This is a genomic window from Sphingobacterium sp. Ag1 (genome assembly GCF_000988325.1).
In the GTDB taxonomy this organism is placed as follows: domain Bacteria; phylum Bacteroidota; class Bacteroidia; order Sphingobacteriales; family Sphingobacteriaceae; genus Sphingobacterium.
In genome coordinates this window covers 934,959-951,745 of record NZ_LBGU01000044.1, presented here as the reverse complement: position 1 = coordinate 951,745, position 16,787 = coordinate 934,959, and the positions used below count along the sequence as shown (strand labels likewise).

Genomic DNA, 16,787 nt, shown 5'->3' with positions numbered 1-16,787 from the left:
TTTTCATTAATCACCAAATCCAAATGGATTTGCTTTTATCGCGATAAAATCTTCTGTGGAATTATTTGTATCTTTTAATTTACGAACTCCATTGTTCGTTTTTTCGGTTTTGCGAATTACAGATTGCGATGAATAGCCACCTAATGGTGCGAAAGTAAAACCTGCATCCTGTGACGCCGTCAATTTTTTAGGAATTCTCGCGTCCTTGGTGTTTGGCTGTACTTCTACGGCATCCATAATCCAACCGACAGGTAACTGTCTGTATTTTTTTGCGGTGGAAGTCGGAACACTGATGGACGGTTCCGCATAGCTCTTCAAATTCTCCACGTCTGAACGATTCGCGTGCTTAAAAATAACATAAGCATCCCGCCCTAAATTATCCAATATCCAGTCATTCCCCGCATAATCCAATATCTCCACATTGGGAACAGCCGGATTGTCAATATCTGTTGCAAAAGGAGTTTTACCAGGGATATCTCCAAAATAAACCTCAAAATTAGCTTTGCTCAGGTCTACTGTAAGATCCGGATTCTTGATGGCTACTTCTTTTCCATTATTACCAACAAACGGTGCTTTATGGTTTAGCGCATTTTGCGCAATTACAATGCTTTTGCCGGGTTCCACTGGATAGGTCTTTCCATTGCCAGGAATCATAAATAAATCTCTTAAGTAAACATAGTCTGTATTTGCTGATTCGTAGCCGCCCATTCCTGAAGATTTACGCCAGTCCAATTGGCCATTGGATTGATAGTAATCGGATTGACTGGTCGGAGATTGCCTTCCCCATAACCGGCCAAAGTAAAGACTATCGGCATATAAAACACGCTCTGTATTATTGTAAACTTCAAAAAACTGATCCCTGAATACCGCTCCTTCTTTATTATCAGAACCTGCATAGTAAATCTGCTTGATGACAAAGTCGCCCAATAGACCTGCAACCAATTCCATATCCAAAGTCGTAGAACTGGTTAAACTGATTTTTTTCAGCGAAGCATTGAATGTCACGTCCTCAATACTTGATTCTCCTGTCAAACTGTTGTATTGTGCTTTGGGTATCGTAATAGAAGCATCAATATCATATTCACCCGGTATAATAGAAGTCAGGTTGACCACACCTTGGGACGAAGAATATGTAGCACTGGTTTTTGTTGCCAGATTGGTTATCTTAACAATAACCTTGCTTAAGTCCAACTTGGTATTAAAATTTTCAGAAGCATATTTTAAATTCAGCTTAATATCCAGCGGTTGTACACCGGGTGTATTATCTTTTTTACAGGAGATAAAAGGTAAAAAGAGAAAAGGAATTAAGTAACGAGTTTTCATTGTGTTTAGTTTTTATGTTAAAATTTATAAGTCAGTTGGGCGCCATAGTTGGGAGATGAATTGGGGGCTTGCACTGAAGAGGCTCCTTCCCTATAAAAGCGCGGTTGGTAATCCAGAAAATTATAGACGTTAAATGACAGGTAAATATTCTTGCCTATTTCCTTGGCCATATTGAGACCAAAGTTCCAGTAGACATAGTTGTTTTCAATATTTGCCAAGTCAGCTTCATTTTTCCTTGCTGTGTATAATTCGAGATGCTTCGCATTGTTTATATCAAATTGATCAATGGTATGATATGTATAATCACGTGTATAATATCCTACAGGAATAATATCTCGGTAATTAGATTTATTGTAGTTTAATAATTCACAGTCTGCACTCAGTTCAATAATCAAACGCAAAGCCGGAAAATGAGTTGAACTTCGTAACTGCGCTCGACTTAAATAGTTCTTGGTAGATTTGGACGGAAAAAATCCAAGGATAACGTCATCTAACGCTGTCTTTTCGGCATTAAAATTCAAACGGCTCAGCGCACTTGAACTAGAATTGGCTAGGGTAAATGCGGCAGTAGCGGAGAAAGTTGTCATAATCTGTTGAATTCTAGGTGTAGAATACATGACTTCCGCACCAATATTGGACGATTTATTACTATTGGCAAAGTACAGATTGGACATTAAATAGCTTCTCGTCCCCGTCTGTTCAACTATTGGTTTACCCCCGGGCACCACAGTAGCCGTATAGGTAGGCAAGTCAATGAGTTGATCAGCCGTAACCGTGTTGATTCCGCGCGTATTTTTCTTATAGAAAAGATTCGTACGTAGCTGATGCCCATTCTTATGCCATGAAAACGATGATTCCAGCGTTTGCCCTACACTACTTTTGAGATTGCTATTATCTTTTTCATAACGCCGCAAGTAAATCAATGCCATACTTTCGTCAACCTTACCATTATAAGAGTTGAGCAATATAATTTCATCAAAAGTAGGCCCGGGATATAGTTGTGCTAATCCAGGAGATTTGAAGGACAAGCCGTATGCTAGCCCAATCTGAGTTGATTTAGAAAGTGAATAATTGATGTTCGTTCTTGGAGAAATAGAATAGTGACCATTCATAAGATCCCAGCGAACGCCCGCCCACATGCTAAGATCCTTTCCCCATACTTTTGTCCGCATAGCATCCTCCGCATACAAGCCCAGATTTTGCAAAGCGTTTGTTAATGAAAAATCATAATACCTATCCGATCTCGCTCCAAGATCCTTTTTGGGAATAGAAGGATCTGCAATTCTCCCCTTTCCACGGTTGATGTCATAACTATAGTTACTTCCAAAGTTTATTTTGTGGATAATATCGCCGGTAATTGCGATGGCATTTCCTTCCAATCGGGCATTTAAATTCAATGGTCTATTATCCACATGATCTAGCGCAGTATACTGACCCGGTGCATATTGTCCCTCTACAATTCCAGTTTGCACAGAATCGGTATAAAGCACGACTGCACCATTATAGTAATACTCCCGATAGGTTTTCTGCAGTGTTGAACTTATTCCTGCATTGAGACTAATGCTTTTAAGGAATTTATGGTCCAATTTGTAACTGGTTCGGCTAGCAGCATTCCAACCCCAGCCGCCAAAAGAAATGGCATTCGAGAGTGGATCATCTGGATCTTTTCGGACCTGATCAATAACTTTATTGTAAGAGCCTGAGAAGGTTTGTTTCAGACGCTTATCTGGACCAAAATAGTTTGTCCATATCAAAGTTCCGTTTACGCGGTCGTATTGTTTCAGCTTATCTCTATTGTCTGCGTAAGACTGCACATAACCTAAATCCACATTAATTGTCCCAAGCTTTTTTCCGAGCTGCATTCCCTTAGACAGACCATATGAAGTTGCATTGCTCCGCACTTGAAGCCTAAAAAAAGCCGGAGTCTTGCCTGCCTGCCTTTCGATAATAACGGCACCATTTGATAAATCGCCATAGCGTGCCGGTGCTACGCCAGAAATAACTTCCAAATGTTCGATATTTTCTATCGGAATCTGACGCAGATCCAGACCGCTAAAAACATTTTCTCCAGAATAGAATTTTCCCGTTGTCGGTCGACCAGTTAAACCATAATCTGAAGGTCTAATTGCATTCGTTGAGGAAGACATACCAAATATTCCAGCATTCCGCCCTTGCATATTTCCATTGTTACCCAAAACCATGTCATCCATTATAATAGCGACACCAAAGGAGTTATTCAGTTCATTCGCGTCTCGCGATCGTCCCGTAGTCTCACTAAAAGCACCTCTCAGCGTCAGATTTTGCATCTCCTGCACAGAAGGGGCTGTATTCTTTCGGTTTGGCAATCGGTTCAGCGGATCGTTTAAACTTAGCGCCGGATAACGTTCAATCATTTCGCGATCAAATACGAGTGATGAGTTGCTCAACTCCCCTCTCTTCGCCTGTACCCCAACTTCTTCAAGAGCAAGACTCATATCTTGCAACAAAAAATTTTCAATCTTTTGCATCGAATCTAACAGGACTGTCCTTTCAACCTTTTTCTTACCAATGTAGGAAACCGATAGCGTAACAAGTTTGCCATACTGCTCTTTAGGGATGGTTAAACGATATTCACCACGGCCATCGCTCATACTGGAGAGTCCTAGTTGATCCAAAATAACAGTACTTCCCAATAGGACTTTCTTATTACTATCAGTGATCTTTCCCCGGATGTATATCGACTGTGCATGCGCAACTGCAATTGTGTAAAGTAAAATAAAACTAGTCCAATAGAGCTTTTTCATAAGTGAGAATAAAAGCGCACAAAAAGGCACATCTATTTAAAATGATTCTAAACAGATGCAAATGTAACGTATTTTACCGCAGTATTTCAAATTATTTTTAATAATTCTAAATAAACTACTGCATAAAAAATTAAATATGAACTAGAAAGACGCAAAAAACAGAATACTGACACGGATAATTTTTACTTCGAAATTGTGCGTAATGCTTTTCGAATGATGTAGTGTGTTTCCTTGGTATTACTTTCTTCTTCCCAACGATGACAAAGTGCTCTAACAAAACCAGGTTGGCTTTTGCTTGCGTCATTCAGCCAATTTGCGACGCTATCCCGAACATATTTTGAAGGATCGGATTTTAGGGGTTCTAAAATAGGCAAGGCTAGACTTGGTTCCTGCTTCAACCGATCGATGTGCTTACACCATACGCCCCTCGGTCGGGTCGACTCCGAAGCAAAACGCCTCACATTTTCATCCTTCTCCATCGCCCATAGGTTCAGATAGGTAATGCTCCTGTCCAAATCAAAAGCTATCCTATTACGGATGGCCATCCAGCTGATTTCTCGTACACCAAAATGTGTATCTGCAGCAAAAGGACGTATTGATGAAAGCAGTTCCTCAATTTCAAGCTGTTTATCATTTCCAATCGCGTAGGTCGCCCAGCAACGCACGAGATCTGCAGGATGATTGGATAATATTGTCAGGAAGGTATTATCACGATTTTGTGTGATCATGTCGAACAGCGCACGTCCGATCGTTTCATTGATGGAATTTACCGTCGGTTTCTGTAACTGCTCCAACAGCAACAAGATTGGCTTTAAGTAGTGAATGCGCGCATTCTGCTGAAGAATGTGCGCAAGTAAAAGCCGTTGGTCAACAGCTAGCCACTCTACAAGATTTGCAGTTTCAATTTCACCGCGGTTCAGACTGGCTAGGCAGTCTATTGAAATATCAGCTGTCCGCCTTGCCCCTTTACGTTGTACTTTGCTCATAGCTGTATGATTAACGCATCAATATTAGTCTTAGCTCGAGATTACAGTAAGGACACCAGTTGCCGCGGAAAAAGGCCACGCTAACCTTTCCATTCTCCAGAAGTTTTCCGAGCTCAATTTCGCTATGCAGCGAATTCATCAAACTAAAATTCGGGACCTTGTCCCCGATCTGCAGGCTCTTTTCGGTTAGATCGCCAGACTGAAGATCCTGAATGGATCTGCCAAATATTTCCTTTATTTCAAGACGAAGATTAGCTAAATTCGCATTTAATTTAGCAATTTTGTGTTCTAAATTTTTCATGATGCTGTACGTTATTTCTGCAAAGTTTTAAAAGTAAATGCACAATCACAATACCGCATATTATTATCCCTATGGGGCAAAAAAGTCAATTTTATGAGTATAACAGAGAAAGCAATAAAACAAAAAATATGTCCATTGGAATTTGCCGTCAATGCAATTAGTGGGAAATGGAAAATTCCGATTGTCTGGCGTATCAATGAAGGGGAAAAACGCCCAAGTGAAATGCTTCGTGGTATTGCAACAGTTGATAGACGGGTGCTAAACCAACAATTGGCCGAAATGGTCAATGATGGTATTTTAAGTAAACACTCTTTCCATGAGCTTCCTCCCAGAGTAGAGTATTCATTGACACCCTTAGGGAAAAGTTTAGTGGAAGTACTCTGGAAATTAAATGCCTGGGGAGAACTTTTATTGGAAAATTCCAATAAAAATTAGCACAAAGGGGCAGATTCGATTCACACACCGATGCGCTATTTGTACGAAATGCGTTCACCCCTGCTATGACATCTATTTACGAAAACTGCAAAACACAAAATGCTGTTTCGTGTCGAAGGGTGTTATATGGTCAATAGTCATACATTCAATTTTCCTAAAACATGTCTGGAATAAATCGCTTATTGATTGTGCTGAATACTGTTTAATAGTAATGCCACTACATTTCTTTGGCCCCTGTTCAGAAAAAGTTCCAACAACTAAAATACCTCCCACCGCAATTGATTGATCTGCGATTTTGATGTAACGATCAATCTCCTGGCGAACAGTCAAAAAATGAAAGGTGGCCCGATCATGCCAAAAATCATAGGTTGCGTCGGGAACGAAATCCAAGATATCCGAAACAATCCATTTGACTTTAGTCGCCTCATCCCCTAATCGCTTCTTCGCTCGTTCAACTGCCGCGTTGGATATGTCCAATACAGTAATATCTTCAAATCCTGCTTTCAGCAAGAAATCAACCAGGAAACTGTCACCACCACCTATATCGATGATTTTCGCCTTTTTTGGGAGGTTAGCTTGCTCTATAAAATGTAGCGATGCTTCTGGATTGGGCTGATACCAGCTCACTGATTCCAGCGGCTTGTTTTCGTATATGTCTTCCCAATGCTTCTTTCGATTAAAATTTTCCATCTGTCTATTGTCCTGGTAAAATTTGATGATTGATATCTAATGCCTAAGGTTTAGGGCAAAATTTTTAGCTCCTTAAAGACTTTCCGCGTATCTCTTTGCGGCAGCGCGAGAAATCAGGACGATTGAACTTGCGGTCCTGAATAAGCCGCGTTGCATAGAAATAAATCTTTTCTTTTTGCTCAACATAACCTATCCACCATTCGGTGTTGATCTGATTGGCCATAGTCCAGCCCGTTTTAGACCAAACTGTACCCAGCAGTCCTGTCTATTCGAAAATATCCATATTTTCATCATAAATAGGGCTTTTCATATCCAGAAATTTCAACACACTGTGAAATACGTGATTTTGGGTCAACGTTTTATTTGGTTTCAACTGTTTTGAATGATCAGACACCCAAACAATAAAGGGAATCTCGTATTGCTCTTTTGGTGCAATGCTCATCGGCAATCCGTGCATATACAGGTTATTTTCACCCAGCGATTCGCCATGGTCCGAGACGAACAACATGGCACTCTTATATTCCTTCAATTGTTTTAGATCCTCAATCAGATTATGTAAAATATAATCTGTATAAACCACGGTGTTATCATAAGCATTGATCAACTCTTCTTTAGAACAGTTCCCGAGTTCAACACTATTGCATACAGGTTTAAACAGTTCGAATTGAGCGGGATATTTTTTGCTATATGTTGGCCCATGGCTTGTACTTGTGTGGAGCACAACAAAAATTTTATCTTTTTTACTGGAGGATATTCGCTCCTTTAGACCTGTTAAAAGTACCTCATCGTAAGCACATCCTTCACCCTTACAATTTGTGGCAAGTTGATCATTTGTTTCATATTCTTTAATATGTACAGGTGGCTCCCCCCAATTACTTGTTCGCCAGATCACATCGACATCATTTCTATAGAGATAGTTCGGCAGGATTTCGTACAAATCATCTGTATTTTTATGTTCCAATATACATTTTACCCCTGCCGTCGTATAGGTAGAGCAAGAAGTTGCGTCAAAATGATAAAGGTTGGGTGTTTTGGAAAGTAGCGGATTTGTATTCTTTTGATAGCCATATAAGGAAAAGTTATCCCTTCGAGCAGATTCACCAATAACAAGGACAACCACTGTCTTTTTGTGGTCAGTTATCGTCGCATCTGGCAATAAAATCTCTTTTTTATTTTTTTGATGTTCGTGAATGTAAAAACGCGAAATATTGACGGTATAAGACCACGGCATGGCAAGTGCGCCCAAAGTCTTCGAATTCTTGTCGATCCATAACCAATTAGTCGCATTGGCGAATATTAAAATAACGATAAATAATAGCGAAAGTGACGAAGTGATAAAGAACTTCTTTGGTTTATCCTTTATTATTTTTGCTTTAATAATGAAGATACTGGGAATAATACCGAGAAAAACGAGATAAACGATCAATTTCAGGGAAAAGAAACCGCTGGACTCGGAATAACGGGTATTCAAGATATTGCCGATCATGGTTTCATCCAAAATAACGCTATAGGTATTTACAAAATAAACGGCTACTGAATTGATCAGAAAGAACAACACAAGTATCGATTTTCCGAAGCGACGCGAGGCTGAAAAAAATAGATAAAGTACAAAAGCATTCATCACCAGCATCAAAATCATTAGACTGCCGATCAGAACAATGCCCCCAAAACTCTTATAATCAACATTTTTAAAAACAAAAGTATAAAATGGAAAATGGAAGAATATAAAATTCAACACACTCATGAAAAGGACAAAATGAACTAGTTTTAAGCTATTTTTTAGCATAAACGGTAATGATTTTATAAAGTGTACTAATTAAGCAGATAAATGTAAAATAAAATATTAGCAAATTATCATTAATTATTCTATTGACCAATACTATACTGAAAACGAGGAATAATAAAATGAAAATTGGATAATACCGTTGGTCGTTGACCCAATTCCATAATTTAAATTCCCTGCTAAAAAAAATTCCGAGCAGCCCCGAAACATATCCTATAATACAGCCACTAACTACATCTAATGGATAATGTGCCCCCAACGCGACGCGAGATAAAGCAAGCATTAACCCAATACATGTTAAACCAAAAAACCACATTATTTTATAACTCAATCGTTGCGGCATAAAAGCATACATGATAACGGTCAGCGTTGTAAATATCGTAATGGAATGGCCCGAAGGCAAGCTATTGTTACCAAGAAGCATCTTACCAGTAATCAAAAAACTCGTTTGATTAAACACCGCTGCAGGTCGTGGTACAGCAAATGCCACTTTTAAAACAATGGAAAAAAAAGCTGAAATTAGCGATGCTGATATCAATGCTTCCCATAATTTAGGCGCATATAATACAAAAACACTCAATAGTGACAGGCTAATTAAACAATCTCCAAACTGTGTAAAATTAGACTCAAGATTTGGATATTGTCCGAGGTAAGCATTTATTGTGAAAAAGCTATTCTTCTGAATGACCGTATAGCCATATACATTCAATGCATGATTAAAATAGAGAAATAGCATGAGCAGAACTAATAGAAGTATAGGTAGAAAGAACAAAGGTTTTCTAAGCCTAGCATAATTATGGGTTATCGTCGAATTCATATTCATCGTCTACTCGTCTTTTAATCGAGTAAAGAACGGTTCGAATTCTGTAGAAATTTAGAATTTTAAGCTTGAACATATTTTGTTTAATCTATTGGATCCCTTTGCCGTTAGGTCAGGAACGTCCTATATATTGATAAATGCCAAATCGGTCCATACGCATGGCATATTTTGACGGGTGCGTTTTTTCCATTTGCCGGTATCCGTCGCTTGATATTGTTATTACGGATGTTGCCATGGACTGCGATACCCTCTCTGCAATAATTGAGTTGCTTCAGGGTCATTAATACATATTTTTTGCGTAGGATCATAAACCAGGGGCCGATTCAACTGCATCGACAAATTGGCTAATATGCAACTTGCGGTGGAGATATAGCCTTCTTCAATATCGGCTACAGGTAGGTGATTATTTTCAATTGCTGATAAAAGATCAAGCATATGTCGTCGCGTTGCCGGAGCTGTATGCAGTTCTATTCGATGCTCTTCCAGATCTTTAGGAAACGTCTCTTTTTCTAAGATAACATCCTTTCGGATAGTCTCACCTTCTCCGATGGGAATGAACTCATATTTCATCACACTTCCCTTTAAAGTACCTTTGTCACCGTATATAACAAATGCCCAAGGATATTCAGGGTCTGTTGCTGCTCCCCATGTCCTATGTTGCCAGACACAGTTAAGATCTTCGTATTCAAATAGAGCGGTCTGCGTATCTGCAATCGTCGATTTGCCTTCTTTTTGGACATAAATACCGCCTTTGGCACTCACGCTTTTGGGCCATTTAAGTTGCAAAAGCCAACGTACCGTATCAAACATATGCATCCCCATATCGCCGGTTATCCCATTTCCATAAGCCATAAAGGTTCGCCACCAGCTGCCATGCGGTAAACCATCGTAAGCTCGTAAAGGTGCCGGTCCTGTCCATAACTCATAATCTAAGAACTCTGGAACTTGTTGTGTAGGCGGGTTACCATTTTTCCGCATATGATAGTAGCAGCACATCTCCACATGCGAAACCTTACCAAGCAGGCCGCTATCGACCACCCGCTTCTTAGCGTCGATGAGATGCGCCGTACTCCGCCGTTGGGTCCCTACCTGCACTTTCCGGTTGTATTTTCTTGCCGCGCGCCATATGGCATCGCCCTCAAGTACATCCACACTGATGGGTTTCTGCAAATAAAGGTGAGCCCCCGAACGCATCGCGTCTATAGCCTGTCTTGCATGCCAGTGATCCGGTGTGCCAATAAGGATAAGATCGAATTTATGGTTAGCGAGCATCTCCCTATAATCTCTATAAAGCTTTGGAACCTTTTTTGAAACCTGGCGCTCAGCAGTTAATCGCCCCGCCTCCTGCAAATGGTTGTCGTCAACATCACATATGGCGATAACATCAACATCCCGAACCTGCATTAAACGGAACAAATCACTCTTCCCATACCAACCCGCACCGATCAATCCGACCCGAAAATTTTTAATCGCATCTTTAAACGACAGACCTTTAACTTGCAAAGCGGATAAAGTTAAGACTGCTCCCGCTCCTTGAATAAATTTTCTCCGATTTAGATTGAACATAGACACAATTTGCTGGTTTATTACCTAATATAAGAAAAATAAGCAATAAACAATAAAATATTGCATCAACAAGCGCAGCTATAGAGCGGATAATCTGGGAAATTACGGAAAGAAAGGCTCGGAAGATATAGATATTTAACGACTATTAGCAGTCGGGGAATGGATTAAATCCGTTTGATGGACTGAGTCCCGGCTTTGATTAAAGGTTCCGGGACTGTGCCAATTTTCTTATAGACTAAAACTATTCAAAAAACTCTCTAATTCTTCAATTGCTACATTATTTGCTGAAGAGACAGTTGCAAATCGATTTGATTCGAGATATTGAATGCTAGTCAAACCATCATTTTCAAACATGCTCCAGTCAAAAGACGCCAGCCAACCTTTATAAGGCTTAACCTGCATTTTGGTTCCTAGGTCTTCAATTGATTTTAGGTCGATATAGTTCATCAAATTTAACTTTACCTGATCCGAACCTGGACCGGCTCCGTCGGTAACCATCAAATAAATATTTTGCTCTCCCTTCACATAGTTTGCCGTTGCGTAAGATCCTGTCTCCGCATCCTCGAAAGCCGTCACCTCTGTGAGCTTAAATCCGTTGATTTCCGGTTTGAACTTTGCCTTAAAATCAGCCGAACTGATAGGCTTCACCTTTCTCAGCGCTGTTGCTAATTGTTCAACCTTCAATGAGTCTGAATTTACCTGCACATATTCAATGTGTTGAACAGCTAATTGCTCTCCGGCAAATACAGCCCTTGAATTGGCCATGCTCGCTAGGGTCGCACATACCATACTAATTCCTAAATAAGGATACTTCATATTATTATTTCTCTAATCTTTCTCCCCTATAAACAAAAAGCACACCACTCTTTCAGATAACCTTCACTATTTCTTCAAAAATAGTGTAAATTCACGTTTACCAAACAGTTAGGAAATGAAAAGAGAAACCATATACCTAAAAGTAATATTATTTTACGTGGCTTCGCTGGTGTTGTTTGCTTTCGCTGCCGCTGTGACCAAACAGACAGCGTTGCCTGATTTACTTTCACTCTGCCTCGCGACATTCCTTAGCTTGGCTTTAGTTTACCTGTTTAAAGCTTGGGATAAAATTAGTTTTTCTCAAATTGGGTTAGGGTTTAACAAAAAGAGTGTGCTCAATTTTAGCGCTGGCTTATGCTTAGGTTTTGTTATGGTCGGCCTTATGGCTATAATACTAACAAATTTTGCCGAAGTATCTTTTAAAAAACAGGTATTTATCGACCCAAAAATACTGACAATACATATTCTTCTATACTTTTTCGTCGCCTGTCGGGAAGAGTTGGTCTTTAGAACCTATTTCTTATGGCGATTGAAAGATAAACTCGGCACTGTTGTGGCCTTCTCAATTATGGTACTTGTTTTTATTTTAGAACATTTATTTACCGGTTTTACACTAAAGGCGGCAGTACTGGGTTCAGGACTTGGAGCTGTACTTTTTGGTCTCGCAGTACTAAGAACCCGCAATATAGCACTATCTATCGGACTACACTTTGGCTGGAACCTGACCCATTGGGCGTTTGGATTTAAAAACAATACAGGTTTATGGGTAGAAAGTGTTGCAAAGGGTAGCGAAAATCAGTCTGAAAACATCGCGTTTATTGCCTATACGATTGTAATGCTTTTGGGTATTCTCATCGTCTATAGACTATCAAAAAAAACATCGTTTCAAAGGAACAATAGGAACCAGATCCATTAATCCCATAATCGATGCACAAGGCGTCGGCAAAAGCTTTTTCAAACATATCTTCTCTTATTCATATCGACATCTTGTAGATACGAAGCTACAACGATCAGACTTACTGCAAGTTCTAAAAATAAAGGCACGGCTTTTGTAAACTACTAAGTAAAAAAAAGTATTATGAGAAGAACGCCTTACACCACATCTGTTATTATACTGCTCGTCTTATGTGTGATTATACTAATGACCACATGTTCAAAAATTGCCTAATTTATTTCCAGTTTGGGCAAAATTGCAAAACTAGTGATAACGACGAGTTCATCGCTGAAAACAGCATCTAAAAAATAGATTCTTAGGCCCTCCTCATGGCTTTCATTAAGCAGCTAAATTTCGCTTTATTGATCAGGAAAGAACGCGATCCAAACAGATTGTACAAAATTTCGTTATTCCCGGACGTATAATTACAAAAAAGCCCTAGAGCGGGGAACTCTAGGGTCTTAGCCATATATTAACCTATTTTATGAAAAGTATTTGTATCAATAACGTCTTAGTTTCCTATTTATTTCGTAAAACATAGAAATTTCTCAAATTTTCTTTTTTCGTACAAAGATTCAATTCCTATCACTTGCCTTGTACCTATTCCTATAGGTGTCTTTTACCAGATCTATCAATTACCTTATAGCGGTTGTGCTAAACCAATCAATAATCCCTCTACTCCCCTTAGATAACAGAGACGATACGCATTTTCATATTGTACAACCTCCCCGACCAGCACAGCTCCATGATTGTCAGTTAGCCGCCGCAGTACATCATCTATATCTTCAACGGTAAACATTGCCCGCAAATAACCCAAGGCATTGACCGGAGCGTTTCTATGATCTGCAATTATCGCTGGATCAATAAATCTTGAAAGCTCCAATCGGCTATGCCCATCTGGTGTCACCATCATGGCGATCTCCACATGCTGAGCACCGAGACCTGTTATTCGACCTGCCCATTCCCCTTTAATCTGTCCCCTTCCCTCCAAATGTAAACCAAGTTCTGAAAAAAACGAAATCGCGTTGTCCAACGACTCCACCACGATACCCATATTATCCATTCGAAGTAACTTACTCTTTTCCATAATACATTATTTATAAGGACTTATAATTCCTATTAAAGATACAAAGGAAAATTTTAAGGCGACCACTTTACCCAGTCTTTAGAATTTATAGGACAGGCCAGCTTTTACCATAAAAGGTGTTCCAGGGGTGAAATGCAATTCAGAAACGGGCTGTTGTTCATTTCTTAATCGAGTCTCGGTCTCAAACTGTGCTTCATTCCATTTGGTGTCAAATACGTTTTGGACCTGCAACAAAAAATTCCATTTTCCCACTTCATAGTTCAGCAGGAGATCGTTGACCAAATAACCTTTAGCACGTACCGAATTATCTTCTATCGCTGGTTTTGTATTCATATAACGATAGCGCAAGTTGGCCGAAATGCCGAGCGGTAGCTTCACAGATACTCCCCCTGTACTTGTTAAAGAAGGTACCAGCGGGATATAGTTTCCGCCTTTTGGTTGGTCAATTGCCCGCGCGTAAGCATAGTTGATGTCGCCATCAAAATACAACCATGGAGTAGCTTGATAGCGTAGACTCAAATCAGCCCCCAGACGTTTCGTTTTGCCTGAAGGCTCTACAACAGCTTCATCCCCGACGTACACAAATTCTTGCTGCAGGTATACCCCCCATAAAGCAGGCTGAATAAAGAGGTTATCAGTTGGCTTCCAGATCAAGCCAAGATCTGCACCAAAGGAAATGGGCATAATATCTTTTCCCTGTTGTTCCATCACCACCCTGATATCGTTGGAATGAAATCCCATACCCGTTTTCAAATAGATTTGGGCGCTATGATTGAACGTATATCCAAAGTTCAGCTTTGGGCTGATTCTTGTTGCAGAAGCCTCTTGCCCTGCAGGATCACTTTTCAGCTTATCATGCAAGTTGAAAATCAAGTGATCGACACGTAATGCAGGATTAATCGTCCATTTTCCAATACGCCAATCCAGATTGCTATAGGCATGAAGATTCATTTCTACACCCGAAATATGCGAAAGCCGATCCAATAATTCGTCGCGCTGATAGACATGGTTCAGTTGAAGATCTTTGATATCATCCACTCGGAGCCCAAACCCCGATGTCCAAGAAAGCTGACTATGATCAAAATGAAATTGGCGATTGTATTTGTTTTCGATACCGTACAAGTATCGATTATCAACCTGCTCTATTTCATCGCCATGAATGGGGTCTTTCAGAAAGAAAGTAAAATCCGAAAATAACTGAAAGTTATAGCGCGAGAAGTAAACATTGCTTTCCCAGCTTTCCTGATCACTGATCAGCGCACGGTATTGCATCGCCAAATTCATGCGGGATGTATTCCCGCCTTCTGTAGAATCAATCGACCCCCAACGGCTAATCAGTCCCTGACGAACAGCCCGCTCTGGAATCTGACCCGATGCATTCCAACCCGAACTGAATATGGACCCCTGGAGATTGATATAATGTTTCTCATCGATCCACTGATTATATTTCGCAAATAGATTGACACGGCTAAAATTTTGCTTGATGTCAAAAGGACCATTCGAATAATTGAACTCTCCTGCGGCATAGGCATATTTATTCTGCTCATGGTTATTCAGCAGATTAAGCATAGCCACCGTGCGCCAGGAATCAAAAGAACCGCCTTCAACCTTAAAAAGATTATGATCCAAATGATCCAAGGTCGTAAAATTAACATAACCCGATGTGTTCAAATCGCCTTTGTCTGCATAATAAGCACCCTTGCCAAAATCAATGTCTTTTACCGTTTCAGGAATAATAAAATGGAGATCTGCGTATCCTTGACCGTGCGCATGAGAGACCATATTAACGGGAATGCCATCTGCAGTAATGGCAATATCTGTACCGTGATCATTATCAAATCCACGCAAAAATATTTGCTCAGCCTTTCCACCACCGGCATGCTGTGCTATAAAGAGCCCAGGAACTTTTCGTAACAGATCTTGCGCCGAATTAACCGGAATCTTACTTAAATCAACTTTGCTCAATGTTTTACTGCTAACGAATGCATCCACCTGAATTTGACTCAACTGCACTTCATTTTTTTGCATCTCGATTTCAATCGGAGACCTCGCTTCTTTTAGGATGTATACCTGATCGAGATAGCCAATCCGGCTCAACAATAGAGTATCCGGAAATGTTCCCGGCTGTACGGAAAAAGTACCATTCGATGCTGTATGGCTATGTTTTATTCCACGTTGGTAACGTATATTGACTTCTTCTAATCTCTGTTTACTATCCTTATCTTTCACAGTTCCCTGAATTACATGTTGCTGGGCATAACTGTGTGTAGTAGCCATTAGGCTTATAAAAAAGGTGATTTGATGTTTGTTCATATCCTATTTAAAAAATTACCATCCCAGAAATAACATCCCCGCACCGCAAATTGACAGGACAGCACCACTAATAGCGTGTACATAGCGATCAAGTTTTTCGGTGTTGAGCAAATTATAACCATAAATTCCCAACAAGACCATCCCGACCATGGTTGCCACTGTTGTGATGGTAAAAGTGCTGATCAGTGTAATCACCTCTGGCATTGAGCGGTGAGCACCTGAAAAAAATAAAAGTGGAATCAATGGTTCCGATGGTCCCATGACGAAAATTGCAAATAATACCAAAGGCGTTACCTTCGTTTTTTGATGATGGTGATGATGCCCTGATGTGCTTTTCCCATGCGTGTGTTCATGCACATACACCTCATCACCCATCACATCAAAATGCTTATGAGAATGCTTCTTTGACATTTTCCAGATCCCGTAAATCAAATATCCAAGTCCAAAAATAAATAGTGCCCAACTCGAAACATTGCCACGCACGTCTTGTAACCAGCTAATCTTATTGAGCTGCCATCCAAGATAAACGCCAATAATCCCTAGTATGACCGAACTGAAAACATGCCCAAGCCCACATATAATGGTCCATAATATGGTTTTCCCCAACGACCATTTTTTCGATTTGGACAATACAATAAATGGCAGATAATGGTCTGGCCCCGATGCAGTATGAAAAAAACTGATCGTAATAGCTGTAATAGCTAATGCGTAAAGTGTTGTGTTCATATAAATGATTTAATAGCAAAGCAGCTGATTAAGCCGCTTTCTTCAAGCAATGATTTATTAAATCGGTTTTATAGCCGTCTGTCGACCCAACCGATGATATTCACGAAAAGGAAAAGGGATTTAACCGAAAATTTTAAAGGAATGGTATAGGATACACCTGTCTGGCAGCCTGTTCGATAGATATTTATTTTGGAGTTCATAAAAACTATGCCATGACTTCTTAT

General features: G+C 39.9%; 14 protein-coding genes and 1 pseudogene. 2 read left to right on the top strand and 13 right to left on the bottom strand.

Annotated elements, in window-relative coordinates:
- Positions 1-6: 6 nt before the first annotated feature.
- From AAW12_RS24840 to AAW12_RS24825, 4 genes are all read right to left on the bottom strand, one after another.
- Entirely contained in the window at positions 7-1,323 is a 1,317-nt protein-coding gene (locus tag AAW12_RS24840; RefSeq protein ID WP_046676274.1) for a DUF4876 domain-containing protein, read from the bottom strand.
- 17 nt (positions 1,324-1,340) lie between these two features.
- Positions 1,341-4,106: a carboxypeptidase-like regulatory domain-containing protein gene (locus AAW12_RS24835; protein WP_046676273.1), complete on the bottom strand. Its 2,766-nt coding sequence runs from the start codon at positions 4,104-4,106 to the stop codon at positions 1,341-1,343.
- A 182-nt stretch (positions 4,107-4,288) separates the two neighbouring features.
- Entirely contained in the window at positions 4,289-5,092 is an 804-nt protein-coding gene (locus tag AAW12_RS24830) for a DNA alkylation repair protein (RefSeq protein WP_046676272.1), read from the bottom strand.
- A gap of 10 nt (positions 5,093-5,102) precedes the next feature.
- Positions 5,103-5,393 carry a redoxin family protein gene (locus AAW12_RS24825; protein ID WP_046676475.1) on the bottom strand — a complete coding sequence of 97 codons (291 nt, stop codon included), beginning with the start codon at positions 5,391-5,393 and terminating at the stop codon, positions 5,103-5,105.
- Between the two features lie 93 nt (positions 5,394-5,486).
- On the opposite strand from AAW12_RS24825, the gene AAW12_RS24820 reads away from it, so the two are divergent.
- Entirely contained in the window at positions 5,487-5,828 is a 342-nt protein-coding gene (locus AAW12_RS24820) for a winged helix-turn-helix transcriptional regulator (protein WP_046676271.1), read from the top strand.
- A gap of 72 nt (positions 5,829-5,900) precedes the next feature.
- Here AAW12_RS24820 and AAW12_RS24815 read toward each other — a convergent pair whose 3' ends face one another.
- From AAW12_RS24815 to AAW12_RS24795, 6 genes and pseudogenes are all read right to left on the bottom strand, one after another.
- Positions 5,901-6,518: a class I SAM-dependent methyltransferase gene (locus tag AAW12_RS24815; protein ID WP_046676270.1), complete on the bottom strand. Its 618-nt coding sequence runs from the start codon at positions 6,516-6,518 to the stop codon at positions 5,901-5,903.
- A 50-nt stretch (positions 6,519-6,568) separates the two neighbouring features.
- Positions 6,569-6,759: pseudogene (locus AAW12_RS26410) on the bottom strand (class D beta-lactamase); the annotation flags it as partial.
- Between the two features lie 24 nt (positions 6,760-6,783).
- Positions 6,784-8,304, bottom strand: coding sequence for a phosphoethanolamine--lipid A transferase EptA (gene eptA / locus AAW12_RS24810; RefSeq protein ID WP_046676269.1), 1,521 nt, complete (start codon positions 8,302-8,304; stop codon positions 6,784-6,786).
- Positions 8,291-9,037: a phosphatase PAP2 family protein gene (locus AAW12_RS24805; protein ID WP_231585349.1), complete on the bottom strand. Its 747-nt coding sequence runs from the start codon at positions 9,035-9,037 to the stop codon at positions 8,291-8,293. The genes eptA and AAW12_RS24805 overlap by 14 nt, the downstream gene beginning before the upstream one ends.
- A 303-nt stretch (positions 9,038-9,340) precedes the next feature.
- Positions 9,341-10,687, bottom strand: coding sequence for a Gfo/Idh/MocA family protein (locus tag AAW12_RS24800; RefSeq protein WP_231585348.1), 1,347 nt, complete (start codon positions 10,685-10,687; stop codon positions 9,341-9,343).
- Between the two features lie 228 nt (positions 10,688-10,915).
- On the bottom strand, positions 10,916-11,503 hold the full coding sequence (locus AAW12_RS24795; protein WP_046676267.1) for a hypothetical protein: 588 nt from the start codon (positions 11,501-11,503) through the stop codon (positions 10,916-10,918).
- 115 nt (positions 11,504-11,618) lie between these two features.
- Here AAW12_RS24795 and AAW12_RS24790 point away from each other — a divergent pair, with 115 nt between their 5' ends.
- Positions 11,619-12,419 (top strand): CPBP family intramembrane glutamic endopeptidase, encoded by an 801-nt coding sequence (locus tag AAW12_RS24790; RefSeq protein ID WP_046676266.1) that lies wholly within the window; start codon positions 11,619-11,621, stop codon positions 12,417-12,419.
- 658 nt (positions 12,420-13,077) lie between these two features.
- Here AAW12_RS24790 and AAW12_RS24785 read toward each other — a convergent pair.
- The 3 genes from AAW12_RS24785 to AAW12_RS24775 all read right to left on the bottom strand — a co-directional run bounded on the left by AAW12_RS24785 (position 13,078) and on the right by AAW12_RS24775 (position 16,563).
- Entirely contained in the window at positions 13,078-13,524 is a 447-nt protein-coding gene (locus AAW12_RS24785) for a VOC family protein (protein ID WP_046676265.1), read from the bottom strand.
- Between the two features lie 78 nt (positions 13,525-13,602).
- Complete coding sequence (locus AAW12_RS24780) at positions 13,603-15,801, bottom strand: TonB-dependent receptor (protein WP_156167769.1); 2,199 nt, start codon at positions 15,799-15,801, stop codon at positions 13,603-13,605.
- A 51-nt stretch (positions 15,802-15,852) separates the two neighbouring features.
- A complete protein-coding gene (locus AAW12_RS24775; RefSeq protein WP_046676263.1) occupies positions 15,853-16,563 on the bottom strand; it encodes a membrane protein in 711 nt (236 codons plus the stop codon).
- Between the last annotated feature and the right edge of the window lie 224 nt (positions 16,564-16,787).